General features: G+C 68.3%; 20 protein-coding genes, 1 pseudogene and 1 riboswitch. Of the genes and pseudogenes, 9 read left to right on the top strand and 12 right to left on the bottom strand.

Going from position 1 to position 15907, the window contains the following annotated elements:
• Positions 1 to 80: 80 nt before the first annotated feature.
• A complete protein-coding gene (locus tag ACIBL3_RS06650; RefSeq protein ID WP_396352212.1) occupies positions 81 to 341 on the bottom strand; it encodes a hypothetical protein in 261 nt (86 codons plus the stop codon).
• A 197-nt stretch (positions 342 to 538) separates the two neighbouring features.
• On the opposite strand from ACIBL3_RS06650, the gene ACIBL3_RS06645 reads away from it, so the two are divergent.
• The gene (locus ACIBL3_RS06645; protein ID WP_396352210.1) at positions 539 to 1114 is read left to right on the top strand and encodes a hypothetical protein; all 576 of its coding nucleotides are present in this window, start codon (positions 539 to 541) and stop codon (positions 1112 to 1114) included.
• Positions 1115 to 1159: 45 nt separating this feature from the next.
• Here ACIBL3_RS06645 and ACIBL3_RS06640 read toward each other — a convergent pair whose 3' ends face one another.
• From ACIBL3_RS06640 to ACIBL3_RS06610, 7 genes are all read right to left on the bottom strand, one after another.
• Positions 1160 to 1516, bottom strand: coding sequence for a hypothetical protein (locus tag ACIBL3_RS06640; RefSeq protein ID WP_396352209.1), 357 nt, complete (start codon positions 1514 to 1516; stop codon positions 1160 to 1162).
• Between the two features lie 15 nt (positions 1517 to 1531).
• Positions 1532 to 2113, bottom strand: a complete 582-nt coding sequence (locus tag ACIBL3_RS06635; RefSeq protein ID WP_396352207.1) for a carboxymuconolactone decarboxylase family protein — start codon at positions 2111 to 2113, stop codon at positions 1532 to 1534.
• Complete coding sequence (locus ACIBL3_RS06630) at positions 2113 to 2406, bottom strand: hypothetical protein (RefSeq protein ID WP_396352206.1); 294 nt, start codon at positions 2404 to 2406, stop codon at positions 2113 to 2115. The genes ACIBL3_RS06635 and ACIBL3_RS06630 overlap by 1 nt, the downstream gene beginning before the upstream one ends.
• A gap of 40 nt (positions 2407 to 2446) precedes the next feature.
• Positions 2447 to 2914, bottom strand: a complete 468-nt coding sequence (locus ACIBL3_RS06625; RefSeq protein WP_396352204.1) for a hypothetical protein — start codon at positions 2912 to 2914, stop codon at positions 2447 to 2449.
• 69 nt (positions 2915 to 2983) lie between these two features.
• The gene (locus ACIBL3_RS06620) at positions 2984 to 3484 is read right to left on the bottom strand and encodes an HAD domain-containing protein (protein WP_396352203.1); all 501 of its coding nucleotides are present in this window, start codon (positions 3482 to 3484) and stop codon (positions 2984 to 2986) included.
• Between the two features lie 49 nt (positions 3485 to 3533).
• On the bottom strand, positions 3534 to 4604 hold the full coding sequence (locus ACIBL3_RS06615; protein ID WP_396352202.1) for a serine hydrolase domain-containing protein: 1071 nt from the start codon (positions 4602 to 4604) through the stop codon (positions 3534 to 3536).
• Between the two features lie 176 nt (positions 4605 to 4780).
• Positions 4781 to 6205, bottom strand: coding sequence for an MFS transporter (locus ACIBL3_RS06610; RefSeq protein WP_396352200.1), 1425 nt, complete (start codon positions 6203 to 6205; stop codon positions 4781 to 4783).
• A 90-nt stretch (positions 6206 to 6295) separates the two neighbouring features.
• Between ACIBL3_RS06610 and ACIBL3_RS06605 the strand changes: the two genes are divergently transcribed.
• Positions 6296 to 6967, top strand: a complete 672-nt coding sequence (locus ACIBL3_RS06605; protein ID WP_396352199.1) for a TetR/AcrR family transcriptional regulator — start codon at positions 6296 to 6298, stop codon at positions 6965 to 6967.
• Position 6968: 1 nt separating this feature from the next.
• On the top strand, positions 6969 to 7562 hold the full coding sequence (locus ACIBL3_RS06600; protein WP_396352197.1) for a GNAT family N-acetyltransferase: 594 nt from the start codon (positions 6969 to 6971) through the stop codon (positions 7560 to 7562).
• Positions 7563 to 7610: 48 nt separating this feature from the next.
• On the opposite strand, the gene ACIBL3_RS06595 is transcribed toward ACIBL3_RS06600, so the two are convergent.
• Positions 7611 to 7973, bottom strand: coding sequence for a YciI family protein (locus ACIBL3_RS06595; protein ID WP_396352195.1), 363 nt, complete (start codon positions 7971 to 7973; stop codon positions 7611 to 7613).
• A gap of 112 nt (positions 7974 to 8085) precedes the next feature.
• Here ACIBL3_RS06595 and ACIBL3_RS06590 point away from each other — a divergent pair, with 112 nt between their 5' ends.
• Complete coding sequence (locus ACIBL3_RS06590; RefSeq protein WP_396352194.1) at positions 8086 to 9045, top strand: threo-3-hydroxy-L-aspartate ammonia-lyase; 960 nt, start codon at positions 8086 to 8088, stop codon at positions 9043 to 9045.
• A 274-nt stretch (positions 9046 to 9319) separates the two neighbouring features.
• Positions 9320 to 9512: riboswitch (cyclic di-AMP (ydaO/yuaA leader) on the top strand.
• On the top strand, positions 9512 to 10369 hold the full coding sequence (locus ACIBL3_RS06585) for a C40 family peptidase (protein WP_396352193.1): 858 nt from the start codon (positions 9512 to 9514) through the stop codon (positions 10367 to 10369). (Overlaps the previous riboswitch by 1 nt.)
• 120 nt (positions 10370 to 10489) lie before the next feature.
• Here the strand turns inward: ACIBL3_RS06585 and ACIBL3_RS06580 are convergent, their stop codons facing one another.
• Positions 10490 to 11146, bottom strand: coding sequence for a response regulator (locus tag ACIBL3_RS06580; protein ID WP_396352191.1), 657 nt, complete (start codon positions 11144 to 11146; stop codon positions 10490 to 10492).
• Positions 11143 to 12330, bottom strand: a complete 1188-nt coding sequence (locus ACIBL3_RS06575) for a sensor histidine kinase (protein WP_396352190.1) — start codon at positions 12328 to 12330, stop codon at positions 11143 to 11145. The genes ACIBL3_RS06580 and ACIBL3_RS06575 overlap by 4 nt, the downstream gene beginning before the upstream one ends.
• Before the next feature lie 143 nt (positions 12331 to 12473).
• Between ACIBL3_RS06575 and ACIBL3_RS06570 the strand changes: the two are divergent.
• The 4 genes and pseudogenes from ACIBL3_RS06570 to ACIBL3_RS06555 all read left to right on the top strand — a co-directional run.
• Positions 12474 to 12878 (top strand): annotated as a pseudogene (locus tag ACIBL3_RS06570) (ABC transporter ATP-binding protein); the annotation flags it as partial.
• A 67-nt stretch (positions 12879 to 12945) separates the two neighbouring features.
• The gene (locus ACIBL3_RS06565; RefSeq protein ID WP_396352320.1) at positions 12946 to 13362 is read left to right on the top strand and encodes a hypothetical protein; all 417 of its coding nucleotides are present in this window, start codon (positions 12946 to 12948) and stop codon (positions 13360 to 13362) included.
• Positions 13363 to 13424: 62 nt separating this feature from the next.
• Positions 13425 to 14231 (top strand): ABC transporter permease, encoded by an 807-nt coding sequence (locus ACIBL3_RS06560; RefSeq protein ID WP_396352314.1) that lies wholly within the window; start codon positions 13425 to 13427, stop codon positions 14229 to 14231.
• 205 nt (positions 14232 to 14436) lie between these two features.
• Positions 14437 to 14622: a DUF3073 domain-containing protein gene (locus ACIBL3_RS06555; protein WP_396352189.1), complete on the top strand. Its 186-nt coding sequence runs from the start codon at positions 14437 to 14439 to the stop codon at positions 14620 to 14622.
• A 160-nt stretch (positions 14623 to 14782) separates the two neighbouring features.
• Here ACIBL3_RS06555 and purM read toward each other — a convergent pair whose 3' ends face one another.
• Positions 14783 to 15865, bottom strand: a complete 1083-nt coding sequence (purM, locus tag ACIBL3_RS06550; protein WP_396352188.1) for a phosphoribosylformylglycinamidine cyclo-ligase — start codon at positions 15863 to 15865, stop codon at positions 14783 to 14785.
• Positions 15866 to 15907: the final 42 nt, after the last annotated feature.

Genomic DNA, 15907 nt, shown 5'->3' with positions numbered 1-15907 from the left:
CGGGCTGCCACCGACGAGCTCGAGCCCCAACCAATCGCGCCGGCACGGGATGACCTCGGCGACTACGGTTCAGGTTCTGGCTAGGTCGGCTCATCGTCACCACCCATTGCTTCACGCAGGCGCCGCCGCGCGGCGTCCAGGCGGTCGACGTAGTCCGGCATGAAGATCTCGGCCAGCGTCTTGTCGAGGGTGCCCGAGATCGTGTGCAGCGGCGACCAGACCGCTCGGTCGGTCACGATGGCACTCAACTGATCTGACTCCATCGTCACCTCGTAGAGCCAGTCCGAGAGCACCAAGGCCTGGTCGTGTGTGAGCTGAATGGTCACCGGTTGGTCGTACACGCAGTCACCGTAGCCAGCTCTGCGGGAGCGAGGGACACGACCGTGCTGCTCGGAACCGTCGGGAGAGTGGGCTCTCCCGACGGTTCGGGGCGGGTTAGGTACTGGCTGGAGCCGAGCTTTGTGAGCCTCGGTGACGCCTACGACTGAGCGAGGGCGTGGACGTTGCGGTGGCCGGTGGGTGCGGGAGGATGTGGGGCGTGGACGAGGAGAAGGACTTTCTGGCTGAGGCTCGGGCTATGGAAGTGGAGGCTGCGCGGGCGCGGGAGGAGGCTCGGGCGGCTGCGGAGGAGCCGGCGGCGCAGCGGGAGTGGATTCGGCAGTCGAACCTGATCTATGGCGGGTTGGGGGCGGCTGGGCTCGTCGTGGTGCAGCCGTTCTTGACGGTGGAGTCGCTGGATCCGTCGGCGTTGGTGTGCGTGATTGCGTTCGCGATCTCGTTGCCGTTGCTTGCCGCGCTGCTGGTGTTGAACTGGCAGGAGGAGTTCCGGCGTCGGGTGAGCAAGTCCGGGCTCGTCGAGGTGGCGAAGTCGCTGGCCCAAGGCTCGGCGTTCGTCGGCGTCGCGGCCGCCTTCTGGCACATCTCCATGGTCGCCGGCATCGTCTTCCTGGCCATGGGAATCGTCGCACTGGGCGTGCACTCCTCCGGCTACACGCAACTGGAGTACGACTCGAAGTTCCGCTCGAGATTCCGCTCCCGCAAGGCAGCACCTTCCGGCGACTCCGCTCCAGCTGACGGCCAAGCCCAGAACACCCCAGACAGCAGCGATCAGTAGGCGCGGCGGGCCGCTCGAGCAGAACTGGGGACGGGCACCGCTGAGCTATCGCGTCCTGGTGCCCTTCATCTCGCGTTCTGCGAGGAACTCGTCGAGGAGATCGAAGAGAACCTTGATGACCTGCTGTTCCTGGTCTGCGGGGAGTTCCCAGCTCTCCCATTTGTCGCCGAGTGCGAGGTGGCGGACCTTGCCGTTCCACCCGTGATTGCACTCGCGGCCCATTCTGGCTACCAACCAATCGGTCCAGCCATCCAGGCCCAGTCCACCATGGCGGTGCGCATGTGCGTCGTACCCGAACAGGTAGCCCTCGAGGCCGGTCAGCGTCGTTCGGCCAAGGAACATCGCCGGCCGCTTGGCCACTTCTGCCCAGTAGTCGCGCTCACTCATCCGCATGAGGTCCATTCGCCAATGATCCCGCTAGCGGTGGCGGTGTTTGAGGAGGTAGGTGGCGCCAGCTTCGAAGGATTCGGGGGTGAGTACTTCGAAGGCGAAGGCGTCGGCTAGGCGGGTGGTGGTGTTGAAGGCGGCGCAGACGGCCAGGGCGTCCTTGATTTGTTGGGGAGAGGCGCCGGCGGCGAGGACTTGGTGGATGTGGGCGGGGGTGATGGTCGCGTGTTGGGTCAGGTGGGCGAGCATGGCGAGGGTTGCTCGGAGTTGAGGGGTGATGGGGGCGGAGTCGGGGTCGGTGAGGACTGCTTGGACCAGATCCGGGTCCTTGTATGCCTGGGTGGCGGTTGCGGTGTGGGCGCGGATGCAGAAGGTGGAGTGGTTGAGGGTGGAGATGTAGGCGGCCATGAGTTCTCGGTCGGCTACTGACCAGGTGGAGGGGCCGCGCATGGCTTCGTGGGTGAAGAGTTTGGCTTTGGCGCCGTAGAAGTCGGGGCGGTAGAAGACGAGTTTGGCGGCGTCGGGGACTGGATGGCCGGAGAACAGGCGGATGACCGCGAAGAGAAGCTTGGTACGGCGGCGGTAGCCGTGGTTGAGGATGGCGAGGCGCATCAGCCGGCCTCCCCCGTGGCTTCGGCGAGGGCTGCCAGGCCGGCGTCGTACATGCGGGTGGACTGGCCGACGGCGGCGGCGATGACGAGCTCGAACAACTGGTCTTCGGTGAGGCCGGTTGCGGCGAAGTCTTCGTCGGTGATCTGGGTGGGTCTGGTGGCGACCTTGTCGATCAACGGGTGCGAGGGTTCGGCGTTGTCGAACGCGCGGGCTCGCTGGTCGGCGGGCGCCGTACCGGGGCCGTTCAGGATCTGGTCCACCAGGGCTTGATGCGCAGCTCGCTTCTCGTCCATCACAGTCACTATGACGTACGGGACCAGGTGAAACGTGACATCACTTTCGCAGCGACTCCTCGACGAAGGGGATCTTGCTGACGCTCTCCTGGTACTGCTCGACCGCGTCCTCTACCGAGAGGTGGCCGAACTGGAGCGAGGTCAGCACGCCCTCGAGCTCGGTGTTGCAGACCTCGGCGGCGGTGACCCGTGCGGAGAGGTCCTGGGACTTGCTCAGGTTGCTCGAGATGACCGATATCAGCGAGACGATCAAGGCCGCCAGACACAGCGGCTGCCAGACGTCCGCGGGGTTGTCGAGGGACAGCCCTCCTTGGACGCGCTTGGTGAACGTCACGCCCATCAGCGCCGGCCCGGCCACGAAGGCGGCGGCCAGGGCGCTGCTGACGATGCTGATGTTGGTCAGCCGGTTGCGGCGGGGCCGGACCTCGCGCAGAAAGGCCGCGATGCCGGCCCGCCGAGTTTCGATCTGCGCCCGCAACTCCGCGCGGACGTCAGGATTCTCGGCCATGGTCCTCCTCCTGCCACTTTCCATGCCGACAAGATGCACGAACCGGAGAATAAATACCGCGTCTGGGACTCAGCAGTTCGCCACGAACGCGCGGACCGTGCTGAAGTCCGCTTCGCCGAGGCCGAGCTGAGGATCGACCCTGTGCAGCAGGGCTCGGCCAGGGTGGTGAGCGCGCACCCAGGCCCGGTCTGCGGCGGTGATCTCGTCGTCGATCCAGATGAACGTGCGACCGCCCGCCCGGTCGACCAGCGCGCGAGTCTTCCAGTGGAGCCCTGCGCGCTCGTCCTGCTCGTCCTGATCGGACGGCTCAGGCCAGGTCATGACAGGCAACTCTGGAAGGCCGAGCCACGGCGAGATGCAGTCGTTTGCGTCGGTCATCCAGGTGGTGGCCCAGATCAGCTCGCAGCCCAGGGCCAGCAGCTGGGGGCCGCATGCCGGGTTGATCCGTTCCACCAGAGGATTGGATCCAGAGCGCACCGCCGTACTCGCCGGCCGATAGGTCGGGTAGCTCTTCGCACCGAAGGGAATCAGCGGGCCGTCGACGTCGAGGAACAGCAGCAGTTCGGGCACGTGTGCACGATAGCGAGGCCCCACCAGCGGATGGTGGGGCCTCACAGGATCAGGTGCAGAAGGCGGTGTTGAGGAAGGTGTTGATGGGGTCGTCGGGGTTGCCGGTGAAGTTGGGGGTTACTGCGACCGTGGCTTGGTGGTGGGCGTTTTCGGTGGAGAAGGACCAGGACTGGTAGGTGAGAGAGTCGCCGTCGTTGCCGTAGACGCGGGTTCCGCAGGAGGTGTCGCGCCAGGCGAGGCCGAGGCCGTAGTTTCGGCCGGGGACGGCTGGGGTCTTCATCTCGGCGAGGAGGTACGGCGGAAGCAGGTCACCGTCGAGCAGGACCGCGAAGAAGTGGTTGAGATCGGTGGTCGTGGAGATCAGCTCGCCACTGGCGCCGAAGATCGACGGATTCAGCTCGGTGAAGTCGAGGAGGCCCTGCGGGGTCGGCACGTAGCCGTGCGGGTGCGGGCGCCGGATGTACGGCGACGTCCCCGGCAACTCGGTGCCGCGCAGTCCGAGCGGAAGGATCACGCGACTCTTGATCTCGTCGGCGTACGACGCTCCCGTCACCTTCTCGATGATCATACCGAGCAAGGTGTAGTTGGTGTTCGAGTAGTCGAAGACCTTCCCCGGCTCCTTCGACGTGGGAGGCTTCGCCAGCGCCCGCTCCACCATCTCCGCGGCTCTCCAGGTCTTCCACCGGCTGTCGAGGATCTCCTGCATCGTCAGGGTGTCCTTGAAGTCGAACAGCCCGCTGGTGTGGTTGAGCAGGTGACGCAGCTTGATGTTCTCGCCGTTCGGGACGACTCCGGGCAGGTACTTCTCCACAGGGTCGTCCAACCGCAGCTCGTCTTCGTCCACAAGCTGCAGTACGACGGTTGCCACAAACGTCTTCGTGATACTGCCGGCCCGGAACTGCCCGCGGATCGGGACCTTTCGCGTCGTACCGACCTCGGCGACTCCACTGGTCCCGCGCCAGACGCGATGTCCGTCCCGCACCTCCGCCAGCGCCCCTACTCCGCTGGCGGCCACGACCGTATCCAACTGTTCCTGCAGATCCGGTGGCGCGGCAACGGCAGCCACTGGAGCCGCCATTACCGCCGACACCGTCGTCGCAGCCACCAATACTTGCAGCATTCGCCGCATACCAGCCCTCCCTGTCAGCAATGACGTACAGGGCCAGCTTTACGAAATCGGGACCGCAACAGATCCGGGAACGCCCTCCGTTCTCCCCCATACCGATATGGGGGAGAACGGCAACAAGTCGTCAGGCTTGGATCCGGCGGCCCGCGTCACCAACGGCCGATGCGCGGCTACGCCGCGGCGGCGGCCTCGGTCAGTTCTTCGGAGGTTGGTTGCAGTTGCGGAGAGGCCAGTGTCAGAAGGACGTTGACGACGGCAAACACCGCAGCTGCAAGCAAGCCTCGTTCGTACCCTGATACGAGGGCTTGCTGCTGCGTGGCACCGTGCGTGAGTTCCTGCGTGGTGTGGGTGATGGAGAGCGTGGTGACGATCGCCAGGCCGAGCGCGCCGCCCACCTGGTACATCGCGTTGACCACACCGGACGCCGCACCGGCCTCGGCCGGCCGGACTTCGGAGACTGCGGTGATCTGACCAGGTACGCCGACACCGAGGATGCCGAAGCCGAAAATCACCAACCCAGGCAGGAGTTCTGAGGCATAGCTGCCAGTCGCATCCGCTTGTGAGAGCAACAGCAACCCGGTCACGCTCAACACAGCGCCAGTAAGTTGCACGGTGCGAGTGCCGACGCGCTGCACCAACTGCGACGCCAGTACAGCGCCGAAGATCGCCGCACCGCCCATGGGCAGGAAGTGCACGCCAGCCTCGAGCGCACTGTCCCCACGCACCTGCTGCAAGTAGATAGCAGTCAGGAAGAACATGGACAGGAACGCAGCCCCGTTCAGTGCAAGTGATCCGCCCGACACACTCAGCGCGCGCGACCGGAACAACCGCAGTGGCACGAGCGGAGCAGCAGACCGGCGCTCCACCAGTACGAACGCCAGCAGCAACACCACTCCAGCAGTCAGTACGCCGACCACCTCGAAGGAACCCCACCCGGAGGGCTCCGACCGCACCACGCCGTACACGATTGCCAGCAGGCCCGTCGTCGCAAGCACAGCACCCAAGGTGTCGAAGGTACGGCGACCAACCGCGTGCCGCACGTCGCGCACAAACACCGGGATCACCGCGACCAGCGCAATCACGATCGGCACGTTGACGAAGAAGATCCACTGCCAGCTGAGTGAGTCGACCAGTACGCCGCCGGCCACAACGCCGAGCGTGCCGCCCAGACCCGCAAGGCCACCCCAGACGCCCATTGCGATGTTGCGCTCGCGCCCGTGCGCGAACGTCACGGTGAGAATCGCCAGCGCAGCCGGCGACAGCAGCGCCCCACCGAGACCCTGTACGGCGCGGGCGCCGATCAGGAACTCGGGTGAGTTCGACAACCCCGCGACCAGCGAGGTGGCGCCGAACAGGAGCAGCCCGGCCACGAACACCCGGCGCGGTCCGAGCAGGTCGGACATCCGGCCGCCGAGCAGCAGGAAGCCGCCGAAGAGCAGCGTGTAGGCGTTGATCACCCATTGCAGGGAGTCGGCGGAGAAGTTCAGGTCCGCCTGGATGTGCGGCAGCGCGACGTTCACGATCGTCACGTCCAGCACCACGATGAACTGCGCGAGGGCCAGCACCGCCAGGGTGGCCCAGGGACTGCGTCGCATGACTACCTCACTCGAAACTCAGTCTACGTTGTATGTATACGCTGTATGCGTACGTAGTACACGCTAGGTCTACGGTGTAAACTTGTCAACGTGATCAGCAAAGAACCCGCCCGCAGGCTGGATCCGGACAAGGTCGTCGACAGCGCGCTCGCGATCGCGGACGACGAGGGTCCGGCCGCCGTCACCCTCCGCCGGCTGGCCGGTCAGCACGAGGTCACGCCGATGGCGCTGTACCGGCACTTCAAGGACAAGGACGACCTGCTCGCCGCGCTCGGCGACCGGCTGCTGGCCGACGTCGTACTGCCGGAGCCGTCCGACGAGCCTTGGGACAAGCAGCTGCACGCCGTGCTGACGGCGTTCGTCGCCGCACTCAGGGGGCACCCGCGGCTGGCGGATCTGACCCTGACCCGCATCCTGGTGGCCGCGCCCGGCCTGGCGATGGCCGAGCGGACGATGGAGTTGCTCACCGCGGGCGGATTCTCGGTCGACGACGCGGCCGAGGTCGGGCGGCAGTCGATCTGCTCACTGATCACCCTCGTCACCAACGACCCGATCGCGCGGGAGGCGAGCGACCCGATCACCCGCGAGGATTCGTTGCGGCGCAAGCGTGCGTCACTGGCCGCGCTCCCGCCCCGCAACTACCCGCTCGTCACGTCCGCCGCGGACACGCTGGTGTGCCCGACCTCGACGGACCGGTACTACGAGCTCGGCATCGACCTGGTCGTCGCGGGCATTCGCGGCGTACTGAAAGAGGAGAAGTAGCTTGGCACTCAGCGTCCTGACCTACCTGGAGCAGCACAGCCCGGACGAGATCGTGCCGGCGAAGGAGCAGCCGATCGAGATCAGGCCGGTCGAGGGGGTCTCGCCGGAGTTCGCCCGCTACCTCTACACGGCGGTCGGTGGTCACTGGCACTGGATCGGCAAGCTCGGCTGGAACTGGGACCAGTGGACCGACTGGCTGAGCCGGCCCGGATTCGAGACGTACGTGCCGTGGGTCGACGGCGTACCGGCCGGGTACGTCGCCCTCCGCGGCGTCGGCAGTGAGGTCGAGATCGAGAACTTCGGGCTGCTGAGGAGCTTCATCGGCCGAGGCATCGGCGGCCACCTGCTGACCGTCGGCCTGCAGCGGGCGTGGACGCTGCACGAGCGCCACGAAGGCGTCGAGCCGATCACCCGGGTGTGGGTGAACACGAACACCCTCGACGGACCGGCCGCGCTGGTGAACTACCAGGCCCGCGGCCTCAAGCCCTACCAGACGGTCGAGGAGGAGCGCCCCGACGCGGACGGCCCGCCGCCCGGCCCCTGGCCCGGCTGGTCCGGCCCACCCGGCGTGGTGCGCGAGGTCCCGGCAGGCTGACGGGACGACAAAGGGGTCTCGCCACCAGGTGGCGAGACCCCTTTGAGCTCAGAGACCGGACTCGAACACCACGCCCCGGACCTCGACGCCGAGGCCCTCGATCGCGGCGTCCGGGATCATCGCGGCCAGCTCGTACGCGCGTTCGGCCGAGGCCACGTCGACCATGTAGTAACCGCCGAGGAACTCCTTCGCCTCGACGAACGGCCCATCCGTCACCGCCGGGACGCCGTCGCGGACCTTGACCACGGCGGACTTGGCCGGCTCGGTGAGCGCGACCGTGCTGTGGAACTCGCCCGAGTCCTTGATGGTCGCCATGAACTTCTCGTGCCCGGCGCCGATCGCGGCCTGCTCCTCATCGGTCAGCGCGGCCAGCACCTCGGCGTTGATGTTCAGCACCAGCAGATACTTCACGGTGTCTCCTTCATCCGCGGCCCCCGGGTGGGGAGCCTCTCGCCCATCAGTACGGAGCCGGTTGCGCCATCTTGACATCGGTTGCGCGACCAGAGCAGATAGCGTCGGCCGCATGGCCGAGTTGAGTCTCACAGACGTCCGGTCCGCCGCCGACCGGATCGCCGGGGTCGCCCACCGTACGCCGGTCCTGACCTCGCGGACCCTGGACGAACGGGTCGGCGCGCGGGTGTTCCTGAAGGCGGAGAACCTGCAGCGCATCGGCGCCTTCAAGTTCCGCGGCGCGTACAACGCGGTCAGCCGCCTCACGCCCGAGCAGCTCCGGTACGGCGTCGCGGCGTACTCGTCCGGAAATCACGCCCAGGCCGTGGCACTGGCGGCGCGGATCGCCGGGACGAAGGCGGTCATCCTGATGCCGGCGGACGCACCGACGACGAAGGTCGCGGCCACCCGTGGGTACGGCGCCGAGGTCGTCACGTACGACCGGTATGCGCAGGACCGGGCCGGGTTGGCGAAGGAACTGGCGTCCGAGCGGGGGCTCACACTCATTCCGCCGTACGACCACTACGACGTGATGGCGGGTCAGGGGACGGTTGCGCTGGAGCTCATCGAGGAGACCGGGCCGCTGGACGCGCTGCTCGTGCCGGTTGGGGGTGGCGGGTTGATGGCCGGCTGCGCGACAGCCGCGACCGCGCTGGCGCCCGGGATCCGGATGATCGGGGTCGAGCCGGCGGCCGGGGACGACCACGCCCGATCGCTGGCGGCGGGCGAGCGGGTGGAGATCGACGTACCGCGGACGATCGCGGACGGGCAGGCGATCTCGACGCCGGGTGAGCTGACGTTCGCGGTGAACCGGCGACTGGTGGACAGCGTCGCGCTCGTCTCCGACAACGAGATCGTGGCCGCGATGGCGTTCGCGTTCGAGCGGCTGAAGATCGTGCTCGAGCCGAGCGGCGCGAGTGCGCTGGCGGCGTTGCTGGCCGGGCGGATCCAGCCGCTGCCGGAGCGCGTCGGAGTGGTGCTGTCCGGCGGGAACGTCGGCCTGGACCGGTTCGTGGAGCTGCTCGGGAAGTAGCTGAATTCGCAAGCAGCCGAGGGTGCCTGAGTACTCACTGTGCCCGTTGTCACAGAAAGCGACTGTCGACTGTGACCGAGGTCACATGAGAGCGCTCATTTGCCTCCTGAGTCCCGCTCAGACACGCTCAGGACACCTGATGTTCACCCCCGATCCCTGATCCGTCAGAGAGCCTCTCAGGGCCTTTCTGGAGCCTCCCTGTGGATCGGAGGGTTTGCGTCGTGATCATTCTGTTATACAGTCGTCGGCGGTTCGGTAAACAACACGAACCGCAACTGTGTCAGCGCCGAGCCCTGCCAGGCGCAGTTGCTCCCCTCGAACAACCAAAGGCAGGGGTGGGGGACCCAGGAGGTTGGGTCTCGACCGTGAGTGGTCGGAACCCTGGGGTGAAGTCCGCGGGAGCGGACCGGGCGATGAATCCCAGCCCGAACCCGACAGCTAACTCCGCAGGCGTCGGGAGACAACCATGCCCGTCACTGCCCGACGGACGTCGCTTTCGCGCGCCGTCAGTCAGACCAGCGAGCTGAGTACCCGGTCCACCGGCCGGACCCTCGCGAAGCACCGCAAGCCGACCAAGCCCGCCACCCCGCGGGCCGCAGCCGCCGTCCTCACGGTGGGCCTCACGGTCGGCGGTGGAGCCGCTATCACTCTGGCCGCCCCTCCGGCTACCGCTTCCGCGGCCACCACCTCCGCCACTGCCACCGCCACGCCGCGTGGGTACTGGAGCATCCCCAGTCGGCCGCTGCTCCGGTTCCGCGACAAGGGCCCGACCGTGAAGTACGTGCAGCGCGCTCTGCACCTGGGTCCGGACGGCTACTACGGCGCCAGCACCATCCGGGTCCTGAAGAAGTACCAGGCATCCTGGGGCCTCAAGGCCACTGGTACGACGACCCGGGCGACCTGGAGCCGGCTGACCTGGACCGCCAAGCGCGGGCTGCTCTACGGTCCCTACGGCAAGAGCAGCGGCAGCACCACCTTCCGCGCCAAGGTGTTGCGCGAGGCGGCGAAGCTGAAGGGCACGCCGTACCGCTACGGCGGCACGACACCGCGCGGCTTCGACTGCTCCGGCTACACCGGCTACGTGTACAAGAAGGCCGGCAAGAGGCTGCCCCGTACGTCGCGTGCGCAGTACAGCGCGACCAAGCACATCAGCCGGTCCACGGCCAAGCCGGGTGACCTGGTGTTCTTCAAGAGCGGTGGCGGCGGCGTGTACCACGTCGGCATCTATGCCGGCGGCAACATGCTGTGGCACTCCTCGAAGCCGGGTGTCCCGGTCCGGAAGGCCAAGATCTGGACCAAGAGCGTGGCCTTCGGCCGCGTCTGAGCAAGAGTCTCAGCCAATCCCGTCAGCGTTTCTCTCCCCCCAGGATCGCTGACCTGAAACCGGTCGCGGGCCGTCGCCCCCACCCCTCCGGCGGCCCCGACCGGTTTCCCTTTTAGGGCGCTAGACGTCCAGCAGGCCCGCGTCGTGCGCGAGGATCGCGACCTGGACGCGGTTGGTGGCGTCCAGTTTCACCAGCACACGGGAGACGTGTGCCTTCACCGTCGCCTCGCTCATGTACAGCGTCTTGCCGATGTCGGCGTTCGACAGCCCGCGCCCGACCGCGGCGAGCACCTCGCGCTCCCGGTCGGTGAGTACGCCGATCCGCTCCCGCGCCTGTCGTTGCCGGTCCGAGCGCGAGTCCGCCGCGAAGTGCCCGATCAGCCGCCGCGTCACCGCCGGCGACAACATCGCGTCCCCGGCCGCGACCACCTTCACCGCCTGCACCAGTTCCCGCGGCGGGGTGTCCTTCAGCAGGAACCCGCTCGCCCCGGCCTGCAGCGCACGGAACACGTAGTCGTCCAGGTCGAACGTCGTCAGTACGACGACCTTCGGCGGATCCGGCAGCGCCTGCACCTCCCGGGTCGCCGCCAGCCCGTCCAGTCGTGGCATCCGGATGTCCATCAAGACGACGTCCGGCCGGTGCTTCACCACCATCGCCGCCGCGTCGGCGCCGTCGTCGGCCTCGGCGACCACCTCGAGGGCCTCGTCCGACTCGAGGATCATCTTCAGCCCCGCCCGAACCAGCGCCTCGTCGTCCACGATCAGCAGCCGCGTCATTGTTCCCCTTCGTCCACACCCGACTCGACGTAGTCCCGGCCGTCCGGCCAGGGCAGCCACGCCTCCACCTGCCAACCGCCGTCCCGCGTCGGCCCGGTCGACATCCGCCCACCGACCAGTTGCACTCGCTCACGGAGGCCGACGAGCCCCGCCCCGGAGCCTGGGAGCAGTGAACCAGCAGCCACCGGCCGCACGTTCTTCACCCGCACCGTCACGCCGTCTCCCCTGCTGCCGTGGACGACCACTTCGGTCGAGGCTCCGCGGGCGTGCTTGTGCACATTGGTCAGCGACTCCTGCACCACGCGGTAGACCGTCCGCCCCACCGAGGTCGGTACGTCGTCCGGCAGCAGGAACTCGCCCGTCACACTCACCCCGGCACTCCGGGACGCCTCGACCAGCCGCTCCAGGTCCGACGCCTGCGGCACCGGAGCCAGGTCGGCCCCGTCGACGCTCAGGTCGGACCGCAGTACGCCGAGAACCTCGCGCAGGTCCTCCATCGCCTGCCGCGCGGTCTCGCGGATCAGGCGGGCCGAGTCCTCCACCTTCTCCGGGCCGACCGCTGGGTTCACCTCGAGCCCGCCGGCGTGCAGCGCGATCAGCGACACCTTGTGCGCGAGTACGTCGTGCATCTCCTGGGCGATCCGGGCGCGTTCACCCAGCCGGGCCTGCTCGCCGCGCAGCTCGCGCTCGGCTTCGGCCCGCTCGGCGCGGTCCCGCAGCGAGACCATCAGGTCCCGGCGCGCACCGACGTACGCGCCGATCGCGATCCAGGTCCCGACCAGGAACGGCCCCGTGAACACCGCCACCCACAGCTGGTCTCCCGTAGCTACGGTGTTCACGACGTAGGCGGCGTACGCGGCCAGGCTCAGCAGCGCGAGGACGACGTCGCGGCGGCGGATCGCCAGCGTCAGCAGCGCAAGCCCCATCGGGACGAAGATGGACGTGGTGAGCATTGCCAGGATCGTGATCGCGGTGACGGTCGCCGGGAAGCGCCGCCGCCAGAACAGGACGCCGGAGGCGATCACGCCGGCGCCGAGGACGTACCAGTCCTTTACTCCCCAGCCGCTTCCGCCGGACGCGGCCTGGGCGACCACGGTGAGCAGGCTGAAGCCGACGTACAGGATGTCGCGCAGGCGCGCGGCATGCCTGACCCACCAGGCGTACCACCGGCGCAACCGTCGCATTCTGTCAGCGTAGTTGTGCCCTAGGGGTGTTCTCGTCCCCCGATCGGGTGGGTTCGGGGGTCGGCCCCGACGACTTTCGTAGGGGGTGATCGCAGCCGCTCGTCCGATGTGCGACCGGGGTCCCGGACGGTTGACTCGTTGCCATGATCACCGTCGAGAACCTGACCAAGCGGTACGGCAGCACCACGGCCGTCCACGACGTCTCCTTCACCGTCCAGCCGGGCAGTATCACCGGCTTCCTCGGCCCGAACGGCGCCGGCAAGTCCACCACGCTCCGGATGCTCACCGGGCTCACCCCGCCGACCTCCGGCACCGCGACCATCACCGGCAAGCGGTACGTCGACCTGCCCAACCCTGGCCGGGTCGTCGGGGTCATGCTCGATGCCGCCGCGCAGCACCCGGGCAGGACCGGACGGGAGACGCTCCTGCTCAACGCCAGCCTGCTCGGTGTCCCGAAGGCCCGGGTGGACGAGATGCTCGCGGCCGTCGGCCTCAGCCACGCCGCCAAGCGCCGGGTCGGGCAGTACTCGCTGGGGATGCGGCAGCGGCTGGGTATCGCCAGCGCGCTGCTCGGCGACCCCGCCGTACTGATCCTGGACGAGCCGGCCAAACGGCATGGACCCGGAGGGCATCCGGTGGATGCGCGGGCTGCTGCAGGACTTCGCGTCCCGCGGCGGCACGGTGATCCTGTCCAGCCACCTGCTGGGCGAGGTCCAGGCGACCGTCGACCGGCTGGTCGTGATCGGCGGCGGCCGGATCGTCGCCGACGGCTCGCTGGAGGAACTGCTGGCCGGGAGCGGCACGCTGGTCCGCGGTCTCGACCCGATCGGCCTGAACCAGGCCCTGACCGCTGCCGGGCTGCACCTCGAGCCGCTGACCGACGGCGCGCTCCGCGTCGACGCCACCGCCGAGCAGGTCGGCCGGGCGGCTGCGGCCGCGGGCCAGATCCTGCTCGAACTGCGCCAGAGCGACGGCGCCGGCCTGGAGGACCTGTTCTTCCAGCTGACCACGCCCGTCGCCGAAGCCGCCTGACCACTACACCTGAACGAGCAACGCGAGTTCAGCATCAAGCACAGATCTTGGAGCTCATAGCCATGACCACTCTGACCGAAGCCGCTCCGCCGGCCCCGGCCAAGCACCGGGCCGAGGTGGCGACCGCGCTGCCGCCCGCGCGCGGCCAGTCCTTCCTCAAGCTCGTCAGCATCGAACTGCGCAAGTCCCTGAACACCCGCAGCGGCCGGGTCCTGATCGCCGCCGTCCTGCTGCTCGCCGTCGTCGCGATCGGCTGGCAGCTCACCCACCTGCCGCAGGGACCCGCCGGGTTCGACGGCTTCCTCGGCGCCGCGTCCACCAGCGTGATGCTGATCCTGCCGGTCATAGGCGTGATGGCGATGACGAGCGAGTGGACCCAGCGGACCGCGCTGACCACGTTCACGCTGTCGCCGCGCCGGGTCCGGGTCCAGTTGGCCAAGTTCGTCTCCGCGATCGTGCTGAGCGTCGTCGTGATGACCGGCGTCGTCGGTCTTGCCCTCGCCGGTACGGCGCTGGCGGGAGCGGTCACCGACCACGCGACGTCGTACGCCGATCTGGGCGGGCAGCTGGCCGGGGCCTACCTGACCGTCGCGCTCAACGTGGTGATGGGAGCCGCCTTCGGCGCGGTGATCGCGCAGACCGCGGTCGCCATCCTGGTGTTCTTCATCGCACCGACCGCCTGGTCGCTGGCCGGCCCGGCGCTGTTCAAGGACAACGCGAACTGGCTGGACGTGTTCGGCGCCTTCGGCCGGATCATCGAGCGCGACCTGCACGGGATGCTGCCCGAGACGCTCACCGCGATCGGGATCTGGATCGTGGTGCCGACCATCGTGGGACTGTGGGCAAGCTCACGTCGTGAGGTCAAGTAACAGGGGATCGACGCGGCGGGGTGGGCCGGTTCGAGGGGACCGGCCCACCCCGCCGACCGCGTGATCGGACCTCTCGGGGTCCAGCCAGGGGGCCGGTGCGTGTGTCGATCCCGTGCTCCGGGTATCCTAGGAACACGATTACTGACGACTGATCCGTGGGCGCCACGCTGCGTACCCGGTTGACTTGTGCGAGGGGGTCGACGCTATGGGGCGCGGCCGTGCAAAGGCCAAGCAGACGAAGGTCGCACGCGACCTGAAGTACCGCACCTGGGACACCGACTTGGACCAGCTCAAGCGAGAGCTGTCCGGTGACCAGGCGAGCGACCGTACTGCCAACGGCGAGAACGACGGCGACGACTACGACGCCGACGACTACCACCCCCGTCGGTAAGCAACAGCTCGACTGACCTGCTCAGTGCCCTTGCGGGTGACTGAGCAGTTAGTCGCGCGTCCGACGAGCTCCACCACACCAGCAGTAGCCGTAGCGGTCCCGCCTGCCCGAAAGCCGGCGGGACCTCCTCGGTGCCCGGGTCAGCCGCGCAGCGGCCGGCCTACTTGGCGTACACGCCTTCCAGCGTGACGGTTCCGCCGGGAGTCGGGCCGACCTCGCCGCACACCCACGCCGGGATGTCCCGTGCCGTGAGCGCCGCGATCGCCTGGTCCGCCACCGACGGATCCAGTACGGCGACCATCCCTGCGCCCATGTTGAGCGTCTTCTCCAGCTCGGGCAGCGTCACGTCGCCCAGCAGCCCGACCAGCCCGAAGATCGGCGCCGGCGTCCACGTCGACCGGTCGATCCGGACCGACAGGTCGTCCGGGATGACACGCGCCAGGTTGGCCGCGAACCCGCCGCCGGTGATGTGCGACATCGCGTGCAACGGCTTCGCGTCGCCCTCGAACTCGCCGTTCAGCTCCTGGATCAGCTCCAGGCAGTGCTTGGCGTAGACCCGGGTCGGGGTCAGCAGCACCTCACCCAGCGTGGTCCCCAACTCCGGCACCTCGCGGTCCAGCGTCCACCGCGCCCGCTGGAAGAACACGTGCCGGACCAGGGAGTACCCGTTCGAGTGCAGGCCCGAGGACCCCATCGCCACGACCACGTCACCCGCGCGCACCCGCTCCGCGCCGAGCACCTCGTCGGCCTCGACGACACCGGTGGATGCGCCGGCGACGTCGTACTCGTCCGGCTTCAGCAGGCCCGGGTGCTCCGCGGTCTCACCGCCGACGAGCGCCGTACCGGCCTCGACACAGGCCTCGGCGATGCCCTTCACGATCTGCGCGATCGTCTCCGGGACCACCTTGCCGGTGCAGATGTAGTCGGTCATGAACAGCGGCTCGGCGCCGCACACGACCAGGTCGTCGACGACCATCCCGACCAGGTCGAACCCGATCGTGTCGTGCTTGTCCAACTGCTGCGCGATCGCGACCTTGGTCCCGATCCCGTCGGTCGAGGTGGCCAGCAGCGGCCGCCGGTACGACGTCAGCGCGGTGGCGTCGAACAGCCCGGCGAACCCGCCGAGCCCGCCGACCACCTCGGGGCGGGTCGCCTTCGCCACCCATTCCTTCATCAGCTCGACGGCCCGGTCTCCGGCCTCGATGTCGACTCCGGCGGCGGCGTAGCTCGCCCCTTCACTCACAGTTCTTCTCCTCGGTACGACGTACGCCGTTTACGGACGGCC

It is taken from the genome of Kribbella sp. NPDC050124, assembly GCF_044460355.1.
Taxonomy (GTDB): domain Bacteria; phylum Actinomycetota; class Actinomycetes; order Propionibacteriales; family Kribbellaceae; genus Kribbella.
The sequence above is the reverse complement of the archived record's forward strand: the minus strand, read 5'-3'. Positions and strand labels throughout refer to the sequence as shown.

Coding starts and splice junctions, on each gene's coding strand:
- ACIBL3_RS06640 (WP_396352209.1), bottom strand. CDS start 1,516: ATGGACCTCATGCGGATGAGTGAGCGCGACTACTGGGCAGAAGTGGCC.
- ACIBL3_RS06635 (WP_396352207.1), bottom strand. CDS start 2,113: ATGCGCCTCGCCATCCTCAACCACGGCTACCGCCGCCGTACCAAGCTT.
- ACIBL3_RS06630 (WP_396352206.1), bottom strand. CDS start 2,406: ATGGACGAGAAGCGAGCTGCGCATCAAGCCCTGGTGGACCAGATCCTG.
- ACIBL3_RS06625 (WP_396352204.1), bottom strand. CDS start 2,914: ATGGCCGAGAATCCTGACGTCCGCGCGGAGTTGCGGGCGCAGATCGAA.
- ACIBL3_RS06615 (WP_396352202.1), bottom strand. CDS start 4,604: ATGCTGCAAGTATTGGTGGCTGCGACGACGGTGTCGGCGGTAATGGCG.
- ACIBL3_RS06610 (WP_396352200.1), bottom strand. CDS start 6,205: ATGCGACGCAGTCCCTGGGCCACCCTGGCGGTGCTGGCCCTCGCGCAG.
- ACIBL3_RS06590 (WP_396352194.1), top strand. CDS start 8,086: ATGGCCGAGTTGAGTCTCACAGACGTCCGGTCCGCCGCCGACCGGATC.
- ACIBL3_RS06585 (WP_396352193.1), top strand. CDS start 9,512: ATGCCCGTCACTGCCCGACGGACGTCGCTTTCGCGCGCCGTCAGTCAG.
- ACIBL3_RS06580 (WP_396352191.1), bottom strand. CDS start 11,146: ATGACGCGGCTGCTGATCGTGGACGACGAGGCGCTGGTTCGGGCGGGG.
- ACIBL3_RS06575 (WP_396352190.1), bottom strand. CDS start 12,330: ATGCGACGGTTGCGCCGGTGGTACGCCTGGTGGGTCAGGCATGCCGCG.
- ACIBL3_RS06565 (WP_396352320.1), top strand. CDS start 12,946: ATGGACCCGGAGGGCATCCGGTGGATGCGCGGGCTGCTGCAGGACTTC.
- ACIBL3_RS06560 (WP_396352314.1), top strand. CDS start 13,425: ATGACCACTCTGACCGAAGCCGCTCCGCCGGCCCCGGCCAAGCACCGG.
- ACIBL3_RS06555 (WP_396352189.1), top strand. CDS start 14,437: ATGGGGCGCGGCCGTGCAAAGGCCAAGCAGACGAAGGTCGCACGCGAC.